This is a genomic window from Streptomyces sp. NPDC004284, from assembly GCF_042874035.1.
Lineage (GTDB): Bacteria > Actinomycetota > Actinomycetes > Streptomycetales > Streptomycetaceae > Streptomyces.
On the sequence record NZ_JBIAMJ010000004.1, the window covers coordinates 14,176 to 30,544 of the forward strand.

Below are 16,369 nucleotides of genomic sequence, written 5' to 3' on the forward strand. Positions count from 1 at the left end.
TCCTCCGGGCCGGCCCTCGGCGTTTCCCTCGTACGGTGTCCTGCCGCCGTCAGGCGGCGGTCGTCACCTGTCCCGCCGTCAGCGGCCGGTGCGGGGCGATGATCTGCCCGTCCGGCAGCAGTTCACCGGTGTCCTCGAAGAGCAGGACGCCGTTGCACAGCAGGCTCCAGCCCTGCTCCGGGTGGTGTGCCATCAGGCGGGCCGCCTCCCTGTCGGGGGAGTCGGCGGTGGGACAGGCAGGCTGGTGCTGGCACATGGGTGGGTTCTTTCGCTGCGTCGTGGTGGATGTCCTGCGGCTCTGTGCGCTCATGGCCGCCCCCGTCGGTCGGTTCGGTTCCGGTCCCAGTCTTGCCCCACGGACGGTCTTCCGCAGGTATTTCGCGACAGCTCGTCCTCTCCTGGGAAGACGCATCACCCGCAGGGGCGGTTCAGGTCAACTGCACCGTCTCTTCGGGTGGTTCGGGGTGGTCCCAGCGGGCTAGTCCGTACGGGAGGGGCGTTCGGGCGGGACGTTCGGAAGCACGGCTCGGACAGGAGTGCGCCCCGTGACCCGGCCGGGTCACGGGGCGGTGGCGCGTGTGCGGTGGATCAGGCGGACGCCGGCGAGCCCAGGAGGGGCGGCGGCGCGAGTCGTGTGCTGAGCACGGGCAGGAGTTCGGCGACCTGGTACGGGAGATGGGCCGCGATCCCCGGGGGTGCGGGGGCCAGGGGCACCATCAGATCGGCCGCGGCCGGGGCGGCGGGGGTGCCGTCCGCCTCCGGGCCGGCGTGCAGCCACAGGGTCAGCATGTAGAGCTCCGGCACGGAGAGCAGCCGCGGTTGGTAGGTGGCGGGCAGGGCCTCGGCCTGGAGCAGGGCCCGTTCCGTGGCGGAGACGTACGGTCCCTCGAAGAAGTGCGAGAAGACCCAGCCGTCCGGGGTGAGCATGGTGTCCGCGGCGGCGATCGCCCGGTCCCCGTTCCGGATGAGGAAACGCCAGCCTGCGAGTCGGGTGCGGGGTGTGTGTCCCGGACCCCCGGTGACGCCCAGGACGTGTACGGGCAGGGGGTGTTCGGGGCTCAGCGGTCCCTGTGCGGCCCGCAGCGCGGGAGTTCTCGGCTCGCGGACGGCGGTCGGCGAGCCGAGGGCCGCGAGGACGCTGCGGAGGGCCGGCGCGGGGGCCGGGGAGGGTCGGAGCATGGTGGGTCGCCTCTCACTCAGGAGACACGGTGATGCGTGGGCAGGTACGACGGCGCTGTCGGCGGCCGGGCCAGAGAGGGGCCGAGAGGCCATGGCCGGGCGCCAACACTCTGCCTCGTCCGCGGAGTTTATACGACACGTGTTCACACAGTGTTTCCGCTAGACCTCGCGGATATTCCTGACAAGACGTCAACAGGCCGTAATGAAGGGGAGCCCAAGCGGAATCGCGAGGGCGGTACCGCTCCCACCTGCGTATTCCGCGTGAAGGCGGACGGCCGAATTCAGACCCTGGCTCCGTGGGTAATATGACATTGCTATATGTCGCACGTTCCTTGCCGTCGGAATGTGCCGGTGGAGTGCTTCGTCCAGCCTATCCTCCGACAGGCCGATTCCGCAGGCGTTGTGGATCAGCGGGGTGGGCATCATCGTCCGTGACGCGCTGCCGTCCTGGCGGCCGCCCACTCGGGAGGGACGCTTCGATGGGGGAGAAGGTCGTGGCCGACGGGTTCGGCCCGTCCGACCGGCAGCAGTACCGGAGAAAGCTCCAGCAGTGTCTCGCGGGGCTCGCGCGACTGCTGGCGGAGAAGAGGTTCGACCGGCCGCGCAATCTCATGGGCGTGGAGATCGAACTCAATCTCGCCGGCTCCGACGGGATGCCCCGGATGCTGAACGGACCGGTTCTCGAAAAGATCGCCAGCTCCGATTTCCAGACGGAACTCGGAATGTTCAACCTCGAAGTGAACATCGCGCCCCACCAGCTCGACGGGCGCGTATTCGACCGGCTCGCGGAGGAGATCGGAACCGGCCTCGGATATGCCGACCGCAAGGCGGCGGAACTCGACGCGAACGTCGTCATGATCGGCATACTCCCCACGCTCGCCCAGCGCGACCTGGTCCCCGAGAACATCTCGGACAACGACCGTTACACCCTGCTCAACGACCAGATCCTCGCCGCCCGAGGCGAGGACTTCACCCTCGACATCCACGGCGTCGAACGCCTGCTGTGCACCACGGAGTCGATCGTTCCCGAGGCGGCCTGCACCTCGGTGCAGCTCCACCTCCAGGTGACACCGGCCAGGTTCGCCCCCGTGTGGAACGCCGCGCAGGCCGTGGCCGGCGTCCAGATCGCGCTCGGCGCCAACGCGCCCTTCGTCTTCGGCCACGAAGTGTGGCGCGAGTCCCGGCCACCGCTCTTCATGCAGGCCACCGACACCCGGCCGCCCGAGCTCCAGTCCCAGGGCGTGCGGCCGCGCACCTGGTTCGGGGAGCGGTGGGTGGACTCCGTGTACGACCTCTTCGAGGAGAACGTCCGCTACTTCCCCGCCCTGCTGCCGCTCTGTGACGAGGAGGACCCGCTGCTCGTCCTCGACCGGGGCGGGGTGCCGCGCCTCCAGGAGCTGATCCTGCACAACGGCACGATCTACCGCTGGAACAGGCCGGTGTACGGCTGGGTCGACGGGGTCCCGCACCTGCGCGTCGAGAACCGGGTCCTGCCGGCGGGACCGACCGTCACCGACGTGATCGCGAACGCGGCCTTCTACTACGGGCTCGTGCGCTCGCTCGCCGACGACCCCCGGCCGGTCTGGAAGCGGATGACCTTCCAGGACGCCGAGGCCAACTTCGACACCGCCTGCCGCCACGGCATCGAGGCCGAGCTGCGCTGGCCCCGCGCGGGGCGCGCCGGCGGCATCGCCACCCTGCCCGCCGTACGGCTCGTCCTCGACGAACTGCTGCCGCTCGCCGCGGCGGGGCTCGACGCCTGGCACATCGAGCCGGCCGACCGGGACTTCTACCTCGGGGTGATCGAGCAGCGCTGTCTGCGGCGGGTGAACGGCGCCTCCTGGCAGGCCGACACCTTCCACCGGGCCCTGGAGTCGGGCCTCGACCGGGAGGCGGCCCTCGCGGCGACCACCCGGCGGTACCGGACGCTCATGCTCGCGGGCGAGCCGGTGCACACCTGGCCGGTGGGGATCGACTGACCTCCGCCCCTTCCTCCTCGTCCCCGTCCATGGGCGATCATGTCCAGGTGGTCCCGGTCGGCCGGGGCCGCCGGAACGGCGTGAGCCCGCGACGGGGAAGTGGAGACAGGTGTGGTGTCGGAGCAACGACTGAGGGACGCTTCCCTGCCCCCCGACGGCCTGCCGCGCGGCGTGCTGCGCTCCGAGACGCTCATCGTGCTCGCCCTCTCGCTCGGGGCGAGCGGGGTGTCGGCGCTCATCAGCTTCATCGGCTCGCTGACCAAGCCGGGGGCGCTGAAGGAGCAGGCGGCGACGCTCAACGGCTCGTACGCCCCCGGCCGGCCCTGGCTCGACCTGTCCTGGCAGCTCTTCGGCATCGCCACCGCGCTCGTGCCGGTCGTGCTCGTCGCCCATCTGCTGTGGCGCGAGGGACCGGGAGTGCGGGGGCTGCGGGCCATCGGTTTCGACCGGACCCGGCCCTGGCCCGACCTCGGGCGCGGGACGCTGGTCGCGGCGGGGATCGGGAGCGCGGGCCTCGCCTTCTACCTGGTGGCTCGGGCGTCCGGGTTCAACCTGACGGTGGTGCCCGAGTCGCTGCCCGACGTGTGGTGGAAGTACCCGGTGCTCATCCTCTCGGCGATCCAGAACGCCGTCCTGGAGGAGGTCGTCGTGGTCGGCTATCTGCTGCGCAGACTGGGTCAGTTGGGGTGGACGCCGATGGCCGCGCTGGTGGCGAGTTCGGTGCTGCGCGGCTCGTACCACCTCTACCAGGGGGTCGGCGGCTTCATCGGCAACATGGTGATGGGCGTCGTCTTCGTGCTGCTCTACCGCCGCTGGGGGCGCGTCGGGCCGCTGGTCGTGGCGCACGCGCTGCTCGACATCGTGGCCTTCGTCGGGTACGGGCTGCTTGCCGGGAAGGTGGGCTGGCTGCCCACCGCGTGACGGGACGCGGAAGAGGGGGGGGGGGGGGGGGGGGGGCCCCCCCCCCCCCGGCCGGCCGGGGGGGGGGGGGCGCGGCGCCCCCGGGGGGGGGGGGGGGGGGGGGGGGGGGGGGGGGGGCGGCCCCGGGGGGGCGTTGGGGGGGTGGGGGGGGGTGGGGGGGTGGGGGGGGGGGCCCCCCCCGGGGGGCGGGCCGGGGGTGGGGGGGGGGGGGGGCGGGGCCCCCCCCCCCCCTCTCGTACGTCAGACGTGCAGGTCGCCCTCGACGACCGTGACGGCGTGGCCGTTCAGGAGGGTGCGGTCGCCGCGCAGGCGGGTGCGGACGAGGCCCGTACGGGCACCGCCCTGGAAGCCGGTGAGCTCCTCGCGGCCGAACCTGGCCGACCAGTACGGGGCGAGCGCGGTGTGGGCGCTGCCCGTCACCGGGTCCTCGTCGATGCCGACGGCCGGGAAGAAGCCGCGCGAGACGAACTCGTATCCGCTGTCCGGGCGTTCGGCGGCGGCGGTGGCGATGATGCCGCGCGAGGAGAGGACCTTCAGGGCCGCGAAGTCCGGCGTGAGCGAGCGGACCGTCGCCTCGTCGCGCAGCTCGACGACGAGGTCGCCGATGTGGGCGGCCGTGTCGTGGACGGCGACGATCTCGGCGCCGAGCGCCTTCTCCAGGCCCTCGGGGGCGGGGACCGGGGTGAGGGAGGAGGTCGGGAAGTCCATCGTGATCGTGCCGTCGGCCTCGGCGGTGGTGATCAGGATGCCGCAGCGGGCCGTGAAGCGGACGGTGCCGCTCGCGGCGCCGGTGGTGTGCAGGACGTGCGCGGTGGCCAGGGTGGCGTGGCCGCACATGTCGACCTCGGTGGTCGGGGTGAACCAGCGCAGGGCCCAGTCCGCCTCGCCGCCGGCGGGCAGCGGGTGGGCGAAGGCGGTCTCGGAGAGGTTGACCTCCGCGGCGACCTTCTGGAGCCAGGCGTCTTCGGGGAAGGAGTCGAGGAGCAGGACTCCGGCCGGGTTGCCGGAGAAGGGCCGGTCGGTGAAGGCGTCGACGATTCGGATGCGCATGCCGACGACCGTACCGGGCGGGGAAACCCGCGGGCCAAGGCCAATCGCGGGGAACTGGACCCGTCCCGTCGCACGTCGTCCCGCCCGGGTCACAGGGGCGCGAGGACCATGAGGATCTCGTCGCGGTCGTCGTCGGGGGCCAGGCGCAGGGCGCCGGGCCAGCGCCCGACCTCCCGCCAGCCGAGCCGGCCGTAGAAGTCCTCCAGGCCGGTGCCGCCGCGTGCCGCAGCTGCTCCAGGCCCATCTCGTCGCGGGCGATCTCCCGGGCGCGCCGCACCAGACCCGCGCCGATGCCCCGGCCGCGCACCCCGAGGCGGGTCTGGACGTGGTGCAGGGTGCCCCAGTGCGCGACCAGGGGGAAGGTGTCGCGGCGGAGGCACAGCCAGCCCGCGAGGGTGCCGTCGACCATGGCGACGACGAGACGGCTGCTCGCCGGGTCGAGCCCCGTGACGATGCGGTCGACCGCGGCGGCGACCTCGGCCGGGTCGACCGGCGGGAAGGGGAACCCGGCCGCCCCGCCCGCGTCGCTCACCTCGGTCCAGCAGTCGGCGAGGGCCGCCGCGAGCCCGTCGTCCACCTGTCCGGGGGCGGTGAGCTGGATGTGGAGCGGGCGGTGGGCGAGGGGCATGGCCGGAGTATCGCAAGCCGGAGGAGCGGGCGCCCGCGCGGGCCGACCCGGGGCGGTCTGCGGGAGACCGCCGCTCGCCACGCTCCACCCGGCCGGAGGGACCCCTCCGGGTGCTAGTTCGTCGCGTCGGGCTTCACGATGTCGGGGAGCTTCGCCTCGAACAGACCGTCGAACGTCCGCGAGGGCAGGATGTGCCCCTGGTCGGCGGCGGCATCGGCCACGCTCGCGGCCCACGAGGAGGCGGCGAAGCGCTGGTCGGGCGTGCCGTGGTGGCCGGGGCTGGTGAAGCCGCAGTCGCCGACCGCGTAGAAGGACCTCTCGGAGTCCAGCACCCGCTTGGCGTTGAGGGCCTCACCGCGCGAGTGCGTGAGGAAGTACGTACCGAACGCGTCCGCCATCAGCTCGACGCGGCGGCTGCCCTCCGGCGTGCCGACGTCGGTTCCGATCAGGTCGTCCTCGTACTGCACGTGGTGGCCGAACTCGTGGGCGAGGACGGCGCGCGGGGCGGTGTCGCCCAGGCCTATGGCCTTCATGGCCTCCAGGATGCCGTCACCCATGACGATGCGGTCGGAGACGCCTGCCGGGTTCGGGTCGCCCTTCTCGGTGTAGGCGAACGCGTTGAGGGTGAAGAACGGGTTGTCGCCGCCCTGGAGGACGGGGTCGAGGTGGATCACGTAGACGAACAGCTTGGCCAGGGCCAGTGCCGCCTCGTGGTTCTCCTCCGGGATGCCGTACATCAGGCTCACGATGGGGGCCAGCCGCTCCGGGGAGGAGAAGACCTCGCCGCCGTGCATCGGCACGATCTGGATGTCGTCGGAGGGGATGTCCCAGAACCTCTTCAGGTCCTTGCCCTCGGCCGTCAGCTCGTTGGTGTACTCGCCGTCGACGCCGAAGGTGCTGTCCTTCGACTGGCTGCCGAAGTACAGCGCGTCATAGGTGGGCATGTCGAACACGCCCAGGAAGTAGAGGAAGAAGAGGAGATTGAAGTCGGCGCCCTGGAGCAGGGTCCTCTGGTAGTCCCTGAGCGCCGTGTCCTGGCACTGGTAGTCACCCGGGTCGAGGACGCTGTCGCGGATGCCGGCCCACTGGGTGTCGTGGATGCCGAACTTGGCGGCTGCGGCGTCGCGGTGCTGCTGCCAGTCGGCCGGCAGCTCGGCCACGATCCGGTCGACGAGGGCCTTCGCCTCCGGGGAGAGGCGGGAGGTGTCGAACGCGGCGCCGGGGGTGAGGGCGGACGTGACGGCGGCGGACGCCGGGGCGTCGGCGGCCGTGGCCGGCAGGGCGGTACCGAGGGTGCAGGTGGCCGCGGTCACCACGGTGACAGCCCAGGCCAGGGTCTTCTTCACGGGGGAACTCCTAGGTGTGCGAGCCGACGTGCGGGAGCGCCACCGCGAGGCGAGGTGGCGGTCGGCTGTGCCGTACGCAGAGTGTGCGAGGGATCCCGTGCTCCGATGAAGGGTTGACGTTTGTCTGAATCCGGCATGACAGGAAGGTGACAGGTCTCGTGCCCTCGGAGGGTGCGGCATTCGCCGTGCCTGTATTCGCCGTGCCTGTCGTGACGAAAGGGGCGTGGGGCGCTGTGTCCCATGACACTCGTCCACCCTGATATATGTATGTGACAATCAATATATGTATGCGCTCCGTGGTGTGGGTGTCGGCGCGACGGCCGAGAACGCCTACCTCGCCCTCGTCGAGCGCGGCCCGATGGCCGTGTCCGAACTGGCGAACAGCCTGCGCGTGACCCCGCAGGCCATGAGTGCCGCGGTCGATGAACTGGCCGCCCTCGGGCTGGTGGAGCCGGAAGGGTCGCGGCTGGTCGCCTGCCCTCCGCGCGCCGCGCTCGACGGCGTGGTGGAGAGCCGCAGCAGAGAGCTCGGCGCGCTGCGTGCCGGCATCGAGGACCTGTCCCGCTTCTGGCGCGACCACCATGCCGGAGGAGCCGACTACATCGAGATCGCCCGGACGCAGGAGGCCCGCAGCGCACTCGTCCGGCGGATCTACGACGAGGCCACCGAGCGGGTCCGTGCCCTGACCATCGGCTACACCGGCCGGTCGGCGCGGCCCAACACCCTGGCTCCCGGCTTCCGGGAGGCGCTGTCGCGTGGCGTCACCTGCTCGGTCGTCTACGGATCCCACGTCCTGCGCGACCGGTCTGCCCGGGAAGCGGTCCAGGCCTCCGTCGACCTCGGTGAGCGCGCGCGTGTCTTTCCCGACGTCCCCCTGAACATGGCCATCTGCGACGACCGTTTCGCCCTCGTGTGCCCCCCTGCGAGCGACTGGGACCGCCGCCACCACATCGTCGTGCAGCGGTCGGACCTCTTCGAGGCGTTGACCGGCATCTTCGAGTCGTTCTGGCGGATCGGCGTCCCGCTGCCCGCCGCCGAGACGGCGGACGACCTCGGCGCGACTCCCACCGCCGAGGTCCGACAGCTCCTCACTTACCTCAGCGGCGGCTTCACCGACGAGTCGATCGCCCGCGAACTCGGCGTCAGCGAACGGACGGTGGCCCGCCGCATCACCCGTCTTCAGGAGGTGCTCGGCGCCCGGACCCGATTCCAGCTCGGCGTCCAGGCGAGCCGCCGCGGCTGGCTCTGAGGCACGACACCCCTGACGGGGGCTTCTCGCTCAGACCGGGACGGCGGCGCGACACCCCTGGGCGATCTCGAAGGAGAGCTGGGCGCCCAGCTCCTCGAAGCCGAGTGCGGCGGCGACCCGCCGGGAGGCCGGGGACCGCGCGCGCCACTGGGGCAGGAGGCCGGCGGCGAGGGCATGGGCGACCGCCTCCGAAGCCGTCGTACGGGCGAGCCCGCGGCCCCGCGCCTCCGGTGCCGTCAGCACGCAGAGGTGGGCGGTCCGGCGGGGCCAGGCCCGGTATCCGGCGGCGGCCACCACCCGGCCGTCCTCGCGGGCCACGAACGCGGGCGAGGTGATCGCGTCCAGGGAGGCCTCCGCGGAGTCGTCCTGGCCGGATGCCGCTTCGAGGGCGCGCAGTGCCGGGTGGTCGCCGGGGAGTCGTTCCACCCGTGACGAGGCGGTGGCCGGGCGGAAGCCCTCCGGGGACGCGTACGACAGCGCCGCCGGGCGGAAGCCCTCCGGGGACGCGTACGAGAGCGCCGCCGGGCCGAGCACCCCGGCCACGGGCAGTACCCCGCGAACGGCGGCCGCATCCCTCAGCGCCTCCACCGGCAGCCCCGCCAGGGCGGCGCGCACGGTCGTGGCGGCGCTCCCGTCGGGCACGGTCACGAGCGCCGATCCGCCGAGCGCGACCACCCCGACCCAGCCGGCCGGGCACAGCTCCGACCGGGGGGACACGATCACGTCCACATCGCCCGCGGGCGGGAACGGCCGTGGTGCGCGGGCCAGTTCCTCCCACAGGCGCTGGGCTTCGCGCAGGAGCGGATGTGTCGTCATGGCCTCGATCCTGCCGGAACTCGTCCACGCGCGCGGAGATACGCCTCCAGCTCCGCGGCCCCGGCGAGCAGCGCGCGGCCGCGGGCGGACAGCCGGCCGTGCCAGTCGGTCAGCGTGGCCTCCAGCGGTTCCAGGCCGCCGGCCGTGCGTACGTGGGCGATCAGGGGGGCGATGCGCTCCAGCGGGTAGCCGCCGCGCCGGAGTTGATGGGCCAGCCGGGCGTCTCGTACGGCGGCCTCGTCGTAGACGCGGTAGCCGGTCCGGGGGTCGCGGTGAGGGTGGACGAGTCCGGCGTGCTCCCACTTGCGCAGGGTCGCGGGACGGATGCCGAGCCTCCTCGCCAGGGGGCCGATGAGGGTGCCGCCGGGCTCGGGGGCCGTCGGGGGCTCCCGGTCCAGGTCGCCGAGGGCGGACTCCACGGCGCGGAGGGTCCGCCGGTCGTCGAGGAGTTGGGCGTGGGTCTCGTCGATCAGACGGAAGGCCTCGTCGGTCGAGCCCCGGTTCACGGCCCGCATGATCGCCGTCGCCGTCGGGTGGCCGTGGCCGGGCCGCAGGGCCAGGAAGGCGCGCAGGGCGCCGGCGTGCAGCGGGGTGTAGGTGCGGTAGCCGTGGGGGGTGCGGGCGGCGGCGGGGAGGATGCCGGCCTCCTCGTAGTTCCTGATCGCCTGCGTGGACAGACCGTGCCCGCGCGCCAGATCGATCGGCCTCAGGTGATCGGTGGTTTGAAGGTTCTTCCCCATGAAGTCGACGGTATCGCGGGTTCTTCGCGAAAAAGTCTCCACCGAATGTTCAACGATAGCGTGGAAGGCATGGCGACTGACATCAAGGACACCGCCCGTGCCGTCGACGCTGCCTCCGTCCTGGGGCTGCTTCCGGCCCGGCCCCGGCTGCTCGCCCTGGGCGAGCCCACCCACGGCGAGGACGCTCTGCTCGACCTGCGCAACGAGCTCTTCCGGCAGCTCGTCGAGGAGGGGTACCGGACGATCGCGGTCGAGACCGACTGCCTGAGGGGCCTGGCCGTGGACGACCACGTCACCTCCGGCACCGGCTCCCTCGACGAGGTCATGGAGCACGGTTTCAGCCACGGCTGGGGCGCCTCCGCGGCCAACCGCGAGCTCGTGCGCTGGATGCGCGCGTACAACGAGGGCCGGTCCCCGGCCGAGCGGCTCCGCTTCGCCGGTTTCGACGGCCCGCTGGAGATCACCGGGGCCGAGAGTCCCCGGCAGGCCCTCACCGCGCTTCACGGCTACCTCGCGGACCGGGTGGAGGCCGGCCTGCTGCCCTGCACCCGCTCCGAGCTCGACGGACTGCTCGGCGGCGACGAGGGGTGGACCGAGCCCGCCGCGATGATGGAGCCGGCCCGGTCCGTGGGGCGCTCGGAGGAGGCCCGCCGGCTGCGGCTGCTCGCCGACGATCTCGTGGAGCTGCTCGACGAGCAGCGGCCGCACCTGATCGCGGCGGGCCCGCGGGAGGAGTGGGACCGGGCCCGTCTGTACGGGCGCACCGCGCTCGGTCTGCTGCGCTACCACCACGGGATGGCGGACACCTCACCCGCCCGCCTGACCCGGCTGGTGGCCGTACGGGACCGGATGATGTCCCTCAACCTGCTCGCGCTCGCCGAGCGCGGCCCGGTGTTCGTCTACTCCCACAACTCCCACCTCCAGCGGGAGAAGAGCTCGATGCGGATGGGCGGGCAGCCGCTGGAGTGGTGGAGCGCCGGTGCGCTGGTGAGCGCCGAACTGGGCGAGGAGTACGCCTTCGTCCCCATGGCCCTCGGCGCGATCCGGCACCAGGGCGTGGACGCGCCGCCGCCGGACACCGTCGAAGGACTCCTGTACGCGCTCCCCGAGGACCGCTGTGTCGTCGACGCCCGGCGCCTCGCCGCGGCCCTCGGTGCCGCGCGGCCCGTGCCGCGCGTGTCCCCCTGGTTCGGCTACGCCCCGTTCGATCCGGCCCATCTGGCGGGGAGCGACGGCCTCGTCTTCTTCAGGGACGTTCCGCGGAGCTAGCGCCGTTCTTCGTCACCGACCTGTCGGGTATTGCTCGCCGAACAGTTCCGATATATCGTTGAGGCATCGCGACAGTTCGACGATGGAATCTCGACGGAAGGAGCGTTGCGATGCGTTCACACGGACATGAGCACGGTCACGGTCGTGGAGGCTGCGGCCCGGGGCCTCGGGGCGACTTCGAAGGGCGGCGTGCCGCGTTCGGGCCGTTCGGGCCCGGGTTCCGGGGCGGGCCGTTCGGCGGGCCCTTCGACAGGCCCGGGCGTGGCGGCGGCCGGGGGCGGGCGCGGCGCGGTGACGTGCGCGCCTCGATCCTGGCGCTGCTCAAGGACCGCCCGATGCACGGCTACGAGATGATCCGGGAGATCGGCGAGCGCAGCGACGGGGCCTGGAAGCCCAGTCCGGGCTCGGTCTACCCGACCCTCCAGATGCTGGAGGACGAGGGGCTGATCGCCAGCGCGAGCGAGGGCGGCAAGAAGCTGTTCACGCTCACCGACACCGGGCGCGCCGAGGCCGACGAAGGCCCCGAGGCGCCGTGGGAGGAGGCCGGGCGAGGGGTCGACTGGGACGCCGTGAACGAGATCCGGCAGGCCGGCTTCGGTCTGATGGAGGCGTTCGGGCAGGTCTGGAAGACCGGCAGCCCCGAGCAGCGGCAGAAGGCGGTCGCCGTGATCAACGAGGCCCGCAAGAAGCTGTATCTGATCCTCGCCGACGAGGACTGACGAACGACGACCGGGGCCCCGCGACGACCGTCGCGGGGCCCCGGTCCTTTTCCGGTGGTACGGCTCAGGCCACCAGGCCCGCGAGCTTGCGCAGGGACTCGGTCAGCGCCGCCGTCGCCGAGTCCTTGAGCTTGCCCGCCATCAGGGAGACCGCCGCACCGGTGAACTCCCCGTCGATCCGTACCGTCGTGGCGTCCCCGTCCGCCGTCAGCGAGTAGCGCGTGCCGACGACGACCCCCATCGGGCCCTTGCCCCTGATGGCGAACGCCCGCTCGGACTCCAGCTCCTCCACCGTCCACAGCACCTCGGCGGGGAAGCCCATCAGCTTCATGTTCTCCGTGAAGGTGGCGCCCGCCTCCAGGGTGGCCGGGCCGCCGTTCGGGAAGCTGGTGTGGGTGGCGTTCCACTCGCCGTACGAGGAGAAGTCCGTGAGCCGCGCCCAGACCTTTCCGGTCGGCGCCTCGATCCGTGCCTCCGCGCTGACTTCGGCCATGAGACCACCCCTTCACGCGTGCCAACTGGGTTACGGTGTCGCGGAACGTAGCGGGGCGGCCGTGAACATTCAATACTGATGAACCGTCAGTTCTGCGGCCGTCGGTCCCGCGCCGTCGCCGATCCACCAGATCTCGGCCGCGTCGAAGCTGTCGGAGGCCCGTGGTGCCCCGTCCTCCTCGTGGCAGTGGAAGGCCGCCCAGAACAGATCGGCCGGCAGCGCCTCCCGGGGTGCGTACACCCGGTACACGTACTGCCGCCCGTCGCACGAGAGCAGAGCCACCATCCAGAACACGACCGGAGGACGAGCGGGGGAGGGTCGATGGTTGCAGTGGGGGCGCATGGCAAGGCGGCGCGCGCCTCTCAGGGGCAACACGCGCGATCTCATCCGTAAGGAGGAGCAACCGCGCGCCCGTGCCCAACTCCGGTGGGATGCGGACATGCTTCTCCCCGGTGATGCCCGGGCCGCCCCGGCCTGATGAGGTGGGAGGGTGCACCATCCCGTCCCGCGCCCTCAGCCGCTCCCGTCCTCCGTCGCCCCGCGCGCGGAGCTCGCGCCCTTCCTGACGCCGTCGCTCGCGACGGTCGTGTCGGGCGCGCGCCGCAGGGCGCTCAGGGACGGCGACCGCCAGATCGACACCGCCCACCTCCTGCACTCGCTGATCGAGTCCGATCCCGAGGCCGGTGCCGCCTTCGAGGGCGGCCATCAGCTCGCCCGCGTCCTCGGCTATCTCGTCCAGCGGTCCATCGGCTACGGACTGCGCTGGCAGCGCTCGGAGGAGGAGTCGGCGGCCCGGCGCCTGCTGCCCGCCGCCCGCGGGGCCGAATCCCCGGGCACCCGGCCCTCCCCCTGGTCGCCGGCCGCGGCCGCCGCCCTGGAGAGCGCCTTCCGGCGGGCCGTCGAGCGCGGCGAGCCCCAGGCCCGCGGCCTCGACCTGCTCGCCGCCGTCGCCGCCGATCCCGAGAGCCGGGCCGTCGAGGTGCTGCGCCGCGCGGGGGTCGAACCGGCCGCCCTGACCGCCCGTGTCACCGGCCTCCTGACCGTCCGCGACGAGGAGCCGTCTCAACAGGTGTAACGGGGGTTACGGCCCTGACGGCGCCCTGTCATGATGGCCCGATGCACGCGTCTCAGGGGAGAAGCGCCGGCCTGGGACTCGCCCTGGCCTCGGCCTTCGCATTCGGCGGTTCCGGAGTGGCGGCCAAGCCGCTCATCGAGGCGGGGCTCGACCCGCTCCACGTGGTGTGGCTCCGGGTCACCGGCGCCGCGCTCGTCATGCTGCCGGTGGCCTGGCGCCACCGGGACCTCCTGCGCCGCAAACCCGCCCTCCTCGTGGGCTTCGGGCTGCTCGCCGTCGCCGGAGTCCAGGCCTTCTACTTCGCCTCGCTCTCCCGCATACCCGTCGGCGTCGCCCTCCTCATCGAGTACCTCGCCCCGGCCCTCGTCCTCGGCTGGGTCCGCTTCGTCCAGCGCCGACCCGTCACCCGCGCCGCCGCCCTCGGCGTCGTCCTCGCCGCCGGCGGTCTCGCCTGCGTCGTGCAGGTCTGGTCCGGGCTGAGCTTCGACGTCCTCGGCCTGCTCCTGGCCCTCGCCGCCGCCTGCTGCCAGGTCGGCTACTTCGTCCTCTCCGACCAGGGCGCCGACGAGGCCGAACAGGCCGAGCGGGCCGATCCGGTCGGTGTCATCGCGTACGGACTGCTCATCGGCGCCCTCGTCCTCACCGTCGTGGCCCGGCCCTGGGGCATGGAATGGGGCGTCCTCGGCGGACGGGCCGACATGAACGGGACCAGCGTGCCCGCGTGGCTGCTGCTCGGCTGGATCGTGCTGATCGCCACCGTCCTCGCGTACGTCACCGGGGTCATCTCGGTGCGCCGGCTCTCCCCGCAGGTCGCGGGCGTCGTGGCCTGCCTGGAGGCGGTCATCGCCACCGTCCTGGCCTGGATCCTGCTCGGCGAGCACCTGGACGCGCCGCAGATCGTCGGCGGCGCGGTGGTCCTGGTCGGGGCCTTCATCGCCCAGTCCTCGACGCCGAAGGCACCCGCGAGCGGGCCGGTGGCCGGTTCCGGTCCGGTCGCCGGCGCGGAGGGGTCCACGGAGCGGGACGCGGAGTTGTCGGCCGGCCGGACCGCCTCGTAGGGTGCGGACCATGCATGCGACCGTGCTTCCGCCTCCCGCCGCCTAGCGCGCGCGGAGAGGCTCTCCTCGACGAAGACCGGGCCCGGGCGGGCGACTCCTCGCCGCCGGGCGGTTCGTCGCTGCCCGCGCGCGGAGCCCAGCGACCACCTTTCCCTCCTGTCTTCCACGGAGAACCCACGTGTCGAACTCCTCGGGATCCGCCCTGTCCGTCGGGCGGAGCCTCCTCTATCTGATCGTCGCCGGGATCGCCTGGGGCACGGCCGGTGCCGCCGCCTCGCTGATCTTCCGCGTCAGCGACATGGGCCCGCTGGCCCTCTCCTTCTGGCGCTGCGTCGGCGGCCTCGTCCTGCTCCTCGGCGCGCTGGCGCTGCGGCCCCGGCGCCCCGCCGCCCGCACCGCGGGCGAGACGCGCGGCCGGCGGACGGCCCGCATCCTCGGCACGGGCATCGGTCTCACCGTCTTCCAGAGCGCCTACTTCGCCGCCGTCGAGGCCACCGGCCTCGCCGTCGGCACCGTCGTCACCCTGGGCGCGGGACCCGTCCTCATCGCGATCGGCGCCCGGCTCACCATGGGGGAGCGGCTCGGCCGGGGCGGGATCGCCGCCGTCGCCGGGGCGCTCGCCGGGCTCTTCGTCCTCGTCCTGGGCGGCGGGGCCACGGAGGTACGTCCCCTCGGCGTCGTCCTCGCGGTGGTCTCGGCGGCCGGATACGCGGCGATCACCCTGCTCACCCGGTGGCTCGGCCGGGACGGCGGCGGTACGGACGCCCTGTCGACGACCACCTGGGCCTTCGCGATCGGGGCCGCCGGGCTGCTGCCCGCGGCGCTCGCGGAGGGCCTCGTCCCGCACACCGACGAGCCCGTGAGCGTGGTGCTGCTGCTCGTCTACGTGGCGGCCGTGCCGACCGCGCTCGCCTACGCGCTGTACTTCGCCGGGGCGGCCGTCGTCCGGGCCGCCACCGTCTCCGTGATCATGCTCCTGGAGCCGGTGAGCGCGGCCCTGATCGCGGTCTCGCTGCTCGGCGAGCGGCTCACCGCCGCGATCGTGCTCGGCACCCTGCTGCTGCTCGCCGCCGTGACGGGCCTCGCCCTGACGGAGGCGCGGACGGCGGCGGAGGCGCGCAGGCGGGAGCCCGTGACGGTGTAGACGGTCGTCGGTGGGGGCGGGCTCCACGAGCCCGCCCCCACCGGTGTCATCCGTCCGTACGGCGGCGCCGCTGGTGGGCCCTGGCGCTCAGGTCGCCCGGGCCCGCCCGCTCGGCGAGCCGCTCCGAGACCCGGTCCCGGACCTCCTGCGGCTTGTTCCCCGCGTACTTGAACTTCGCGCGTACGTCGGTCACCTCCAGGCTCAGCACCCGGATCCCCGACAGGAGCCTGCCGAACGGCGCCTCGCCCGGGGCGGCGGGCGCGGTGCCGCCCTCCGGCTGGAAGTGGGCGACCTGACGGTTGAGGAGGACGGCCTTCTCCTCGGGGTCGTCGACCACGCGCGCGGTGCAGCGCAGCTGGACGGCCGCGTAGTACGAGGTCGGGGTGCCGTGCTCGGACGGCGCGCCCTCGGGGGCCGTCCAGTGCCCCGGCACGTAGACGTAGTCGTCGACCACGCTCAGGAGCACCGTCGGGTTCGCCTCGATCGCGCGCCAGAGCGGGTTGGGCCGGGCCAGGTGGGTCAGGGCGCGGCCGTACGGGCCGGGCTCGGCGTCGTACCGGAAGTGCGTCGGCTGCACCCACGGCGGCTCGCCGGCCAGGCCGTTGACGGCGAGCTGGCCGAAGTCGTGCCGGGAGAGCCAGTCGCGCCACTCGCCCTCGTCACGGGCGGCGTCCCAGGGGTGGATCAGCATCGTCGGTCCGTC

At 73.0% G+C, this 16,369-nt stretch carries 17 protein-coding genes and 1 pseudogene; 8 read left to right on the forward strand and 10 right to left on the reverse strand.

Annotated elements, in window-relative coordinates; genetic code table 11:
• Nucleotides 1-49 precede the first annotated feature (49 nt).
• The gene (locus tag ACFYUS_RS12345; RefSeq protein ID WP_388849236.1) at nucleotides 50-256 is read right to left on the reverse strand and encodes a DUF5999 family protein; all 207 of its coding nucleotides are present in this window, start codon (nucleotides 254-256) and stop codon (nucleotides 50-52) included.
• Between the two features lie 332 nt (nucleotides 257-588).
• Nucleotides 589-1,179, reverse strand: coding sequence for a hypothetical protein (locus ACFYUS_RS12350; RefSeq protein WP_388849238.1), 591 nt, complete (start codon nucleotides 1,177-1,179; stop codon nucleotides 589-591).
• Between the two features lie 479 nt (nucleotides 1,180-1,658).
• Here ACFYUS_RS12350 and ACFYUS_RS12355 point away from each other — a divergent pair, with 479 nt between their 5' ends.
• The gene (locus ACFYUS_RS12355) at nucleotides 1,659-3,158 is read left to right on the forward strand and encodes a glutamate--cysteine ligase (protein ID WP_388849241.1); all 1,500 of its coding nucleotides are present in this window, start codon (nucleotides 1,659-1,661) and stop codon (nucleotides 3,156-3,158) included.
• 129 nt (nucleotides 3,159-3,287) lie between these two features.
• On the forward strand, nucleotides 3,288-4,079 hold the full coding sequence (locus ACFYUS_RS12360; protein WP_388850567.1) for a CPBP family intramembrane glutamic endopeptidase: 792 nt from the start codon (nucleotides 3,288-3,290) through the stop codon (nucleotides 4,077-4,079).
• Between the two features lie 240 nt (nucleotides 4,080-4,319).
• Here the strand turns inward: ACFYUS_RS12360 and ACFYUS_RS12365 are convergent, their stop codons facing one another.
• The 3 genes and pseudogenes from ACFYUS_RS12365 to ACFYUS_RS12375 form a co-directional block, all read right to left on the reverse strand.
• A complete protein-coding gene (locus ACFYUS_RS12365) occupies nucleotides 4,320-5,129 on the reverse strand; it encodes a PhzF family phenazine biosynthesis protein (RefSeq protein ID WP_388849244.1) in 810 nt (269 codons plus the stop codon).
• A gap of 289 nt (nucleotides 5,130-5,418) precedes the next feature.
• Nucleotides 5,419-5,757 (reverse strand): annotated as a pseudogene (locus ACFYUS_RS12370) (GNAT family N-acetyltransferase); the annotation flags it as partial.
• Nucleotides 5,758-5,870: 113 nt separating this feature from the next.
• Complete coding sequence (locus ACFYUS_RS12375) at nucleotides 5,871-7,103, reverse strand: hypothetical protein (protein WP_388849247.1); 1,233 nt, start codon at nucleotides 7,101-7,103, stop codon at nucleotides 5,871-5,873.
• A 283-nt stretch (nucleotides 7,104-7,386) separates the two neighbouring features.
• Here ACFYUS_RS12375 and ACFYUS_RS12380 point away from each other — a divergent pair, with 283 nt between their 5' ends.
• Nucleotides 7,387-8,352, forward strand: coding sequence for a MarR family transcriptional regulator (locus ACFYUS_RS12380; protein ID WP_388849250.1), 966 nt, complete (start codon nucleotides 7,387-7,389; stop codon nucleotides 8,350-8,352).
• A 30-nt stretch (nucleotides 8,353-8,382) separates the two neighbouring features.
• Here the strand turns inward: ACFYUS_RS12380 and ACFYUS_RS12385 are convergent, their stop codons facing one another.
• Together ACFYUS_RS12385 and ACFYUS_RS12390 are read right to left on the reverse strand one after the other, a co-directional pair.
• Nucleotides 8,383-9,168 (reverse strand): GNAT family N-acetyltransferase, encoded by a 786-nt coding sequence (locus ACFYUS_RS12385; protein WP_388849253.1) that lies wholly within the window; start codon nucleotides 9,166-9,168, stop codon nucleotides 8,383-8,385.
• Nucleotides 9,165-9,908 carry a TioE family transcriptional regulator gene (locus ACFYUS_RS12390; protein ID WP_388849256.1) on the reverse strand — a complete coding sequence of 248 codons (744 nt, stop codon included), beginning with the start codon at nucleotides 9,906-9,908 and terminating at the stop codon, nucleotides 9,165-9,167. Before ACFYUS_RS12390 ends, ACFYUS_RS12385 begins: the two co-directional genes overlap by 4 nt.
• 69 nt (nucleotides 9,909-9,977) lie before the next feature.
• Between ACFYUS_RS12390 and ACFYUS_RS12395 the strand changes: the two genes are divergently transcribed.
• Together ACFYUS_RS12395 and ACFYUS_RS12400 are read left to right on the forward strand one after the other, a co-directional pair.
• Entirely contained in the window at nucleotides 9,978-11,177 is a 1,200-nt protein-coding gene (locus ACFYUS_RS12395; RefSeq protein WP_388849259.1) for an erythromycin esterase family protein, read from the forward strand.
• Nucleotides 11,178-11,287: 110 nt separating this feature from the next.
• Complete coding sequence (locus tag ACFYUS_RS12400; RefSeq protein WP_388849262.1) at nucleotides 11,288-11,896, forward strand: PadR family transcriptional regulator; 609 nt, start codon at nucleotides 11,288-11,290, stop codon at nucleotides 11,894-11,896.
• 64 nt (nucleotides 11,897-11,960) lie between these two features.
• Here the strand turns inward: ACFYUS_RS12400 and ACFYUS_RS12405 are convergent, their stop codons facing one another.
• Together ACFYUS_RS12405 and ACFYUS_RS12410 are read right to left on the reverse strand one after the other, a co-directional pair.
• Nucleotides 11,961-12,389, reverse strand: a complete 429-nt coding sequence (locus ACFYUS_RS12405; RefSeq protein ID WP_388849265.1) for an SRPBCC family protein — start codon at nucleotides 12,387-12,389, stop codon at nucleotides 11,961-11,963.
• Nucleotides 12,390-12,458: 69 nt separating this feature from the next.
• A complete protein-coding gene (locus ACFYUS_RS12410; RefSeq protein WP_189803716.1) occupies nucleotides 12,459-12,683 on the reverse strand; it encodes a hypothetical protein in 225 nt (74 codons plus the stop codon).
• Between the two features lie 196 nt (nucleotides 12,684-12,879).
• On the opposite strand from ACFYUS_RS12410, the gene ACFYUS_RS12415 reads away from it, so the two are divergent.
• The 3 genes from ACFYUS_RS12415 (at nucleotide 12,880) to ACFYUS_RS12425 (ending at nucleotide 15,666) form a co-directional block, all read left to right on the forward strand.
• Complete coding sequence (locus ACFYUS_RS12415) at nucleotides 12,880-13,464, forward strand: Clp protease N-terminal domain-containing protein (RefSeq protein ID WP_388849268.1); 585 nt, start codon at nucleotides 12,880-12,882, stop codon at nucleotides 13,462-13,464.
• 41 nt (nucleotides 13,465-13,505) lie between these two features.
• Complete coding sequence (locus ACFYUS_RS12420) at nucleotides 13,506-14,522, forward strand: DMT family transporter (RefSeq protein WP_388849271.1); 1,017 nt, start codon at nucleotides 13,506-13,508, stop codon at nucleotides 14,520-14,522.
• 178 nt (nucleotides 14,523-14,700) lie between these two features.
• Nucleotides 14,701-15,666, forward strand: coding sequence for a DMT family transporter (locus tag ACFYUS_RS12425; RefSeq protein ID WP_388849274.1), 966 nt, complete (start codon nucleotides 14,701-14,703; stop codon nucleotides 15,664-15,666).
• Nucleotides 15,667-15,712: 46 nt separating this feature from the next.
• On the opposite strand, the gene ACFYUS_RS12430 is transcribed toward ACFYUS_RS12425, so the two are convergent.
• On the reverse strand, nucleotides 15,713-16,357 hold the full coding sequence (locus tag ACFYUS_RS12430) for an FMN-binding negative transcriptional regulator (RefSeq protein WP_388849277.1): 645 nt from the start codon (nucleotides 16,355-16,357) through the stop codon (nucleotides 15,713-15,715).
• Nucleotides 16,358-16,369 lie beyond the last annotated feature (12 nt).

Excerpts from the sequence above, each read along its gene's own strand:
- ACFYUS_RS12380 (WP_388849250.1), top strand. The coding sequence starts at position 7,387 with ATGTATGCGCTCCGTGGTGTGGGTGTCGGCGCGACGGCCGAGAACGCC.
- ACFYUS_RS12345 (WP_388849236.1), bottom strand. The coding sequence starts at position 256 with ATGTGCCAGCACCAGCCTGCCTGTCCCACCGCCGACTCCCCCGACAGG.
- ACFYUS_RS12385 (WP_388849253.1), bottom strand. The coding sequence starts at position 9,168 with ATGACGACACATCCGCTCCTGCGCGAAGCCCAGCGCCTGTGGGAGGAA.
- ACFYUS_RS12420 (WP_388849271.1), top strand. The coding sequence starts at position 13,506 with ATGCACGCGTCTCAGGGGAGAAGCGCCGGCCTGGGACTCGCCCTGGCC.
- ACFYUS_RS12395 (WP_388849259.1), top strand. The coding sequence starts at position 9,978 with ATGGCGACTGACATCAAGGACACCGCCCGTGCCGTCGACGCTGCCTCC.
- ACFYUS_RS12350 (WP_388849238.1), bottom strand. The coding sequence starts at position 1,179 with ATGCTCCGACCCTCCCCGGCCCCCGCGCCGGCCCTCCGCAGCGTCCTC.
- ACFYUS_RS12400 (WP_388849262.1), top strand. The coding sequence starts at position 11,288 with ATGCGTTCACACGGACATGAGCACGGTCACGGTCGTGGAGGCTGCGGC.
- ACFYUS_RS12365 (WP_388849244.1), bottom strand. The coding sequence starts at position 5,129 with ATGCGCATCCGAATCGTCGACGCCTTCACCGACCGGCCCTTCTCCGGC.
- ACFYUS_RS12405 (WP_388849265.1), bottom strand. The coding sequence starts at position 12,389 with ATGGCCGAAGTCAGCGCGGAGGCACGGATCGAGGCGCCGACCGGAAAG.
- ACFYUS_RS12355 (WP_388849241.1), top strand. The coding sequence starts at position 1,659 with ATGGGGGAGAAGGTCGTGGCCGACGGGTTCGGCCCGTCCGACCGGCAG.
- ACFYUS_RS12390 (WP_388849256.1), bottom strand. The coding sequence starts at position 9,908 with ATGGGGAAGAACCTTCAAACCACCGATCACCTGAGGCCGATCGATCTG.
- ACFYUS_RS12430 (WP_388849277.1), bottom strand. The coding sequence starts at position 16,357 with ATGCTGATCCACCCCTGGGACGCCGCCCGTGACGAGGGCGAGTGGCGC.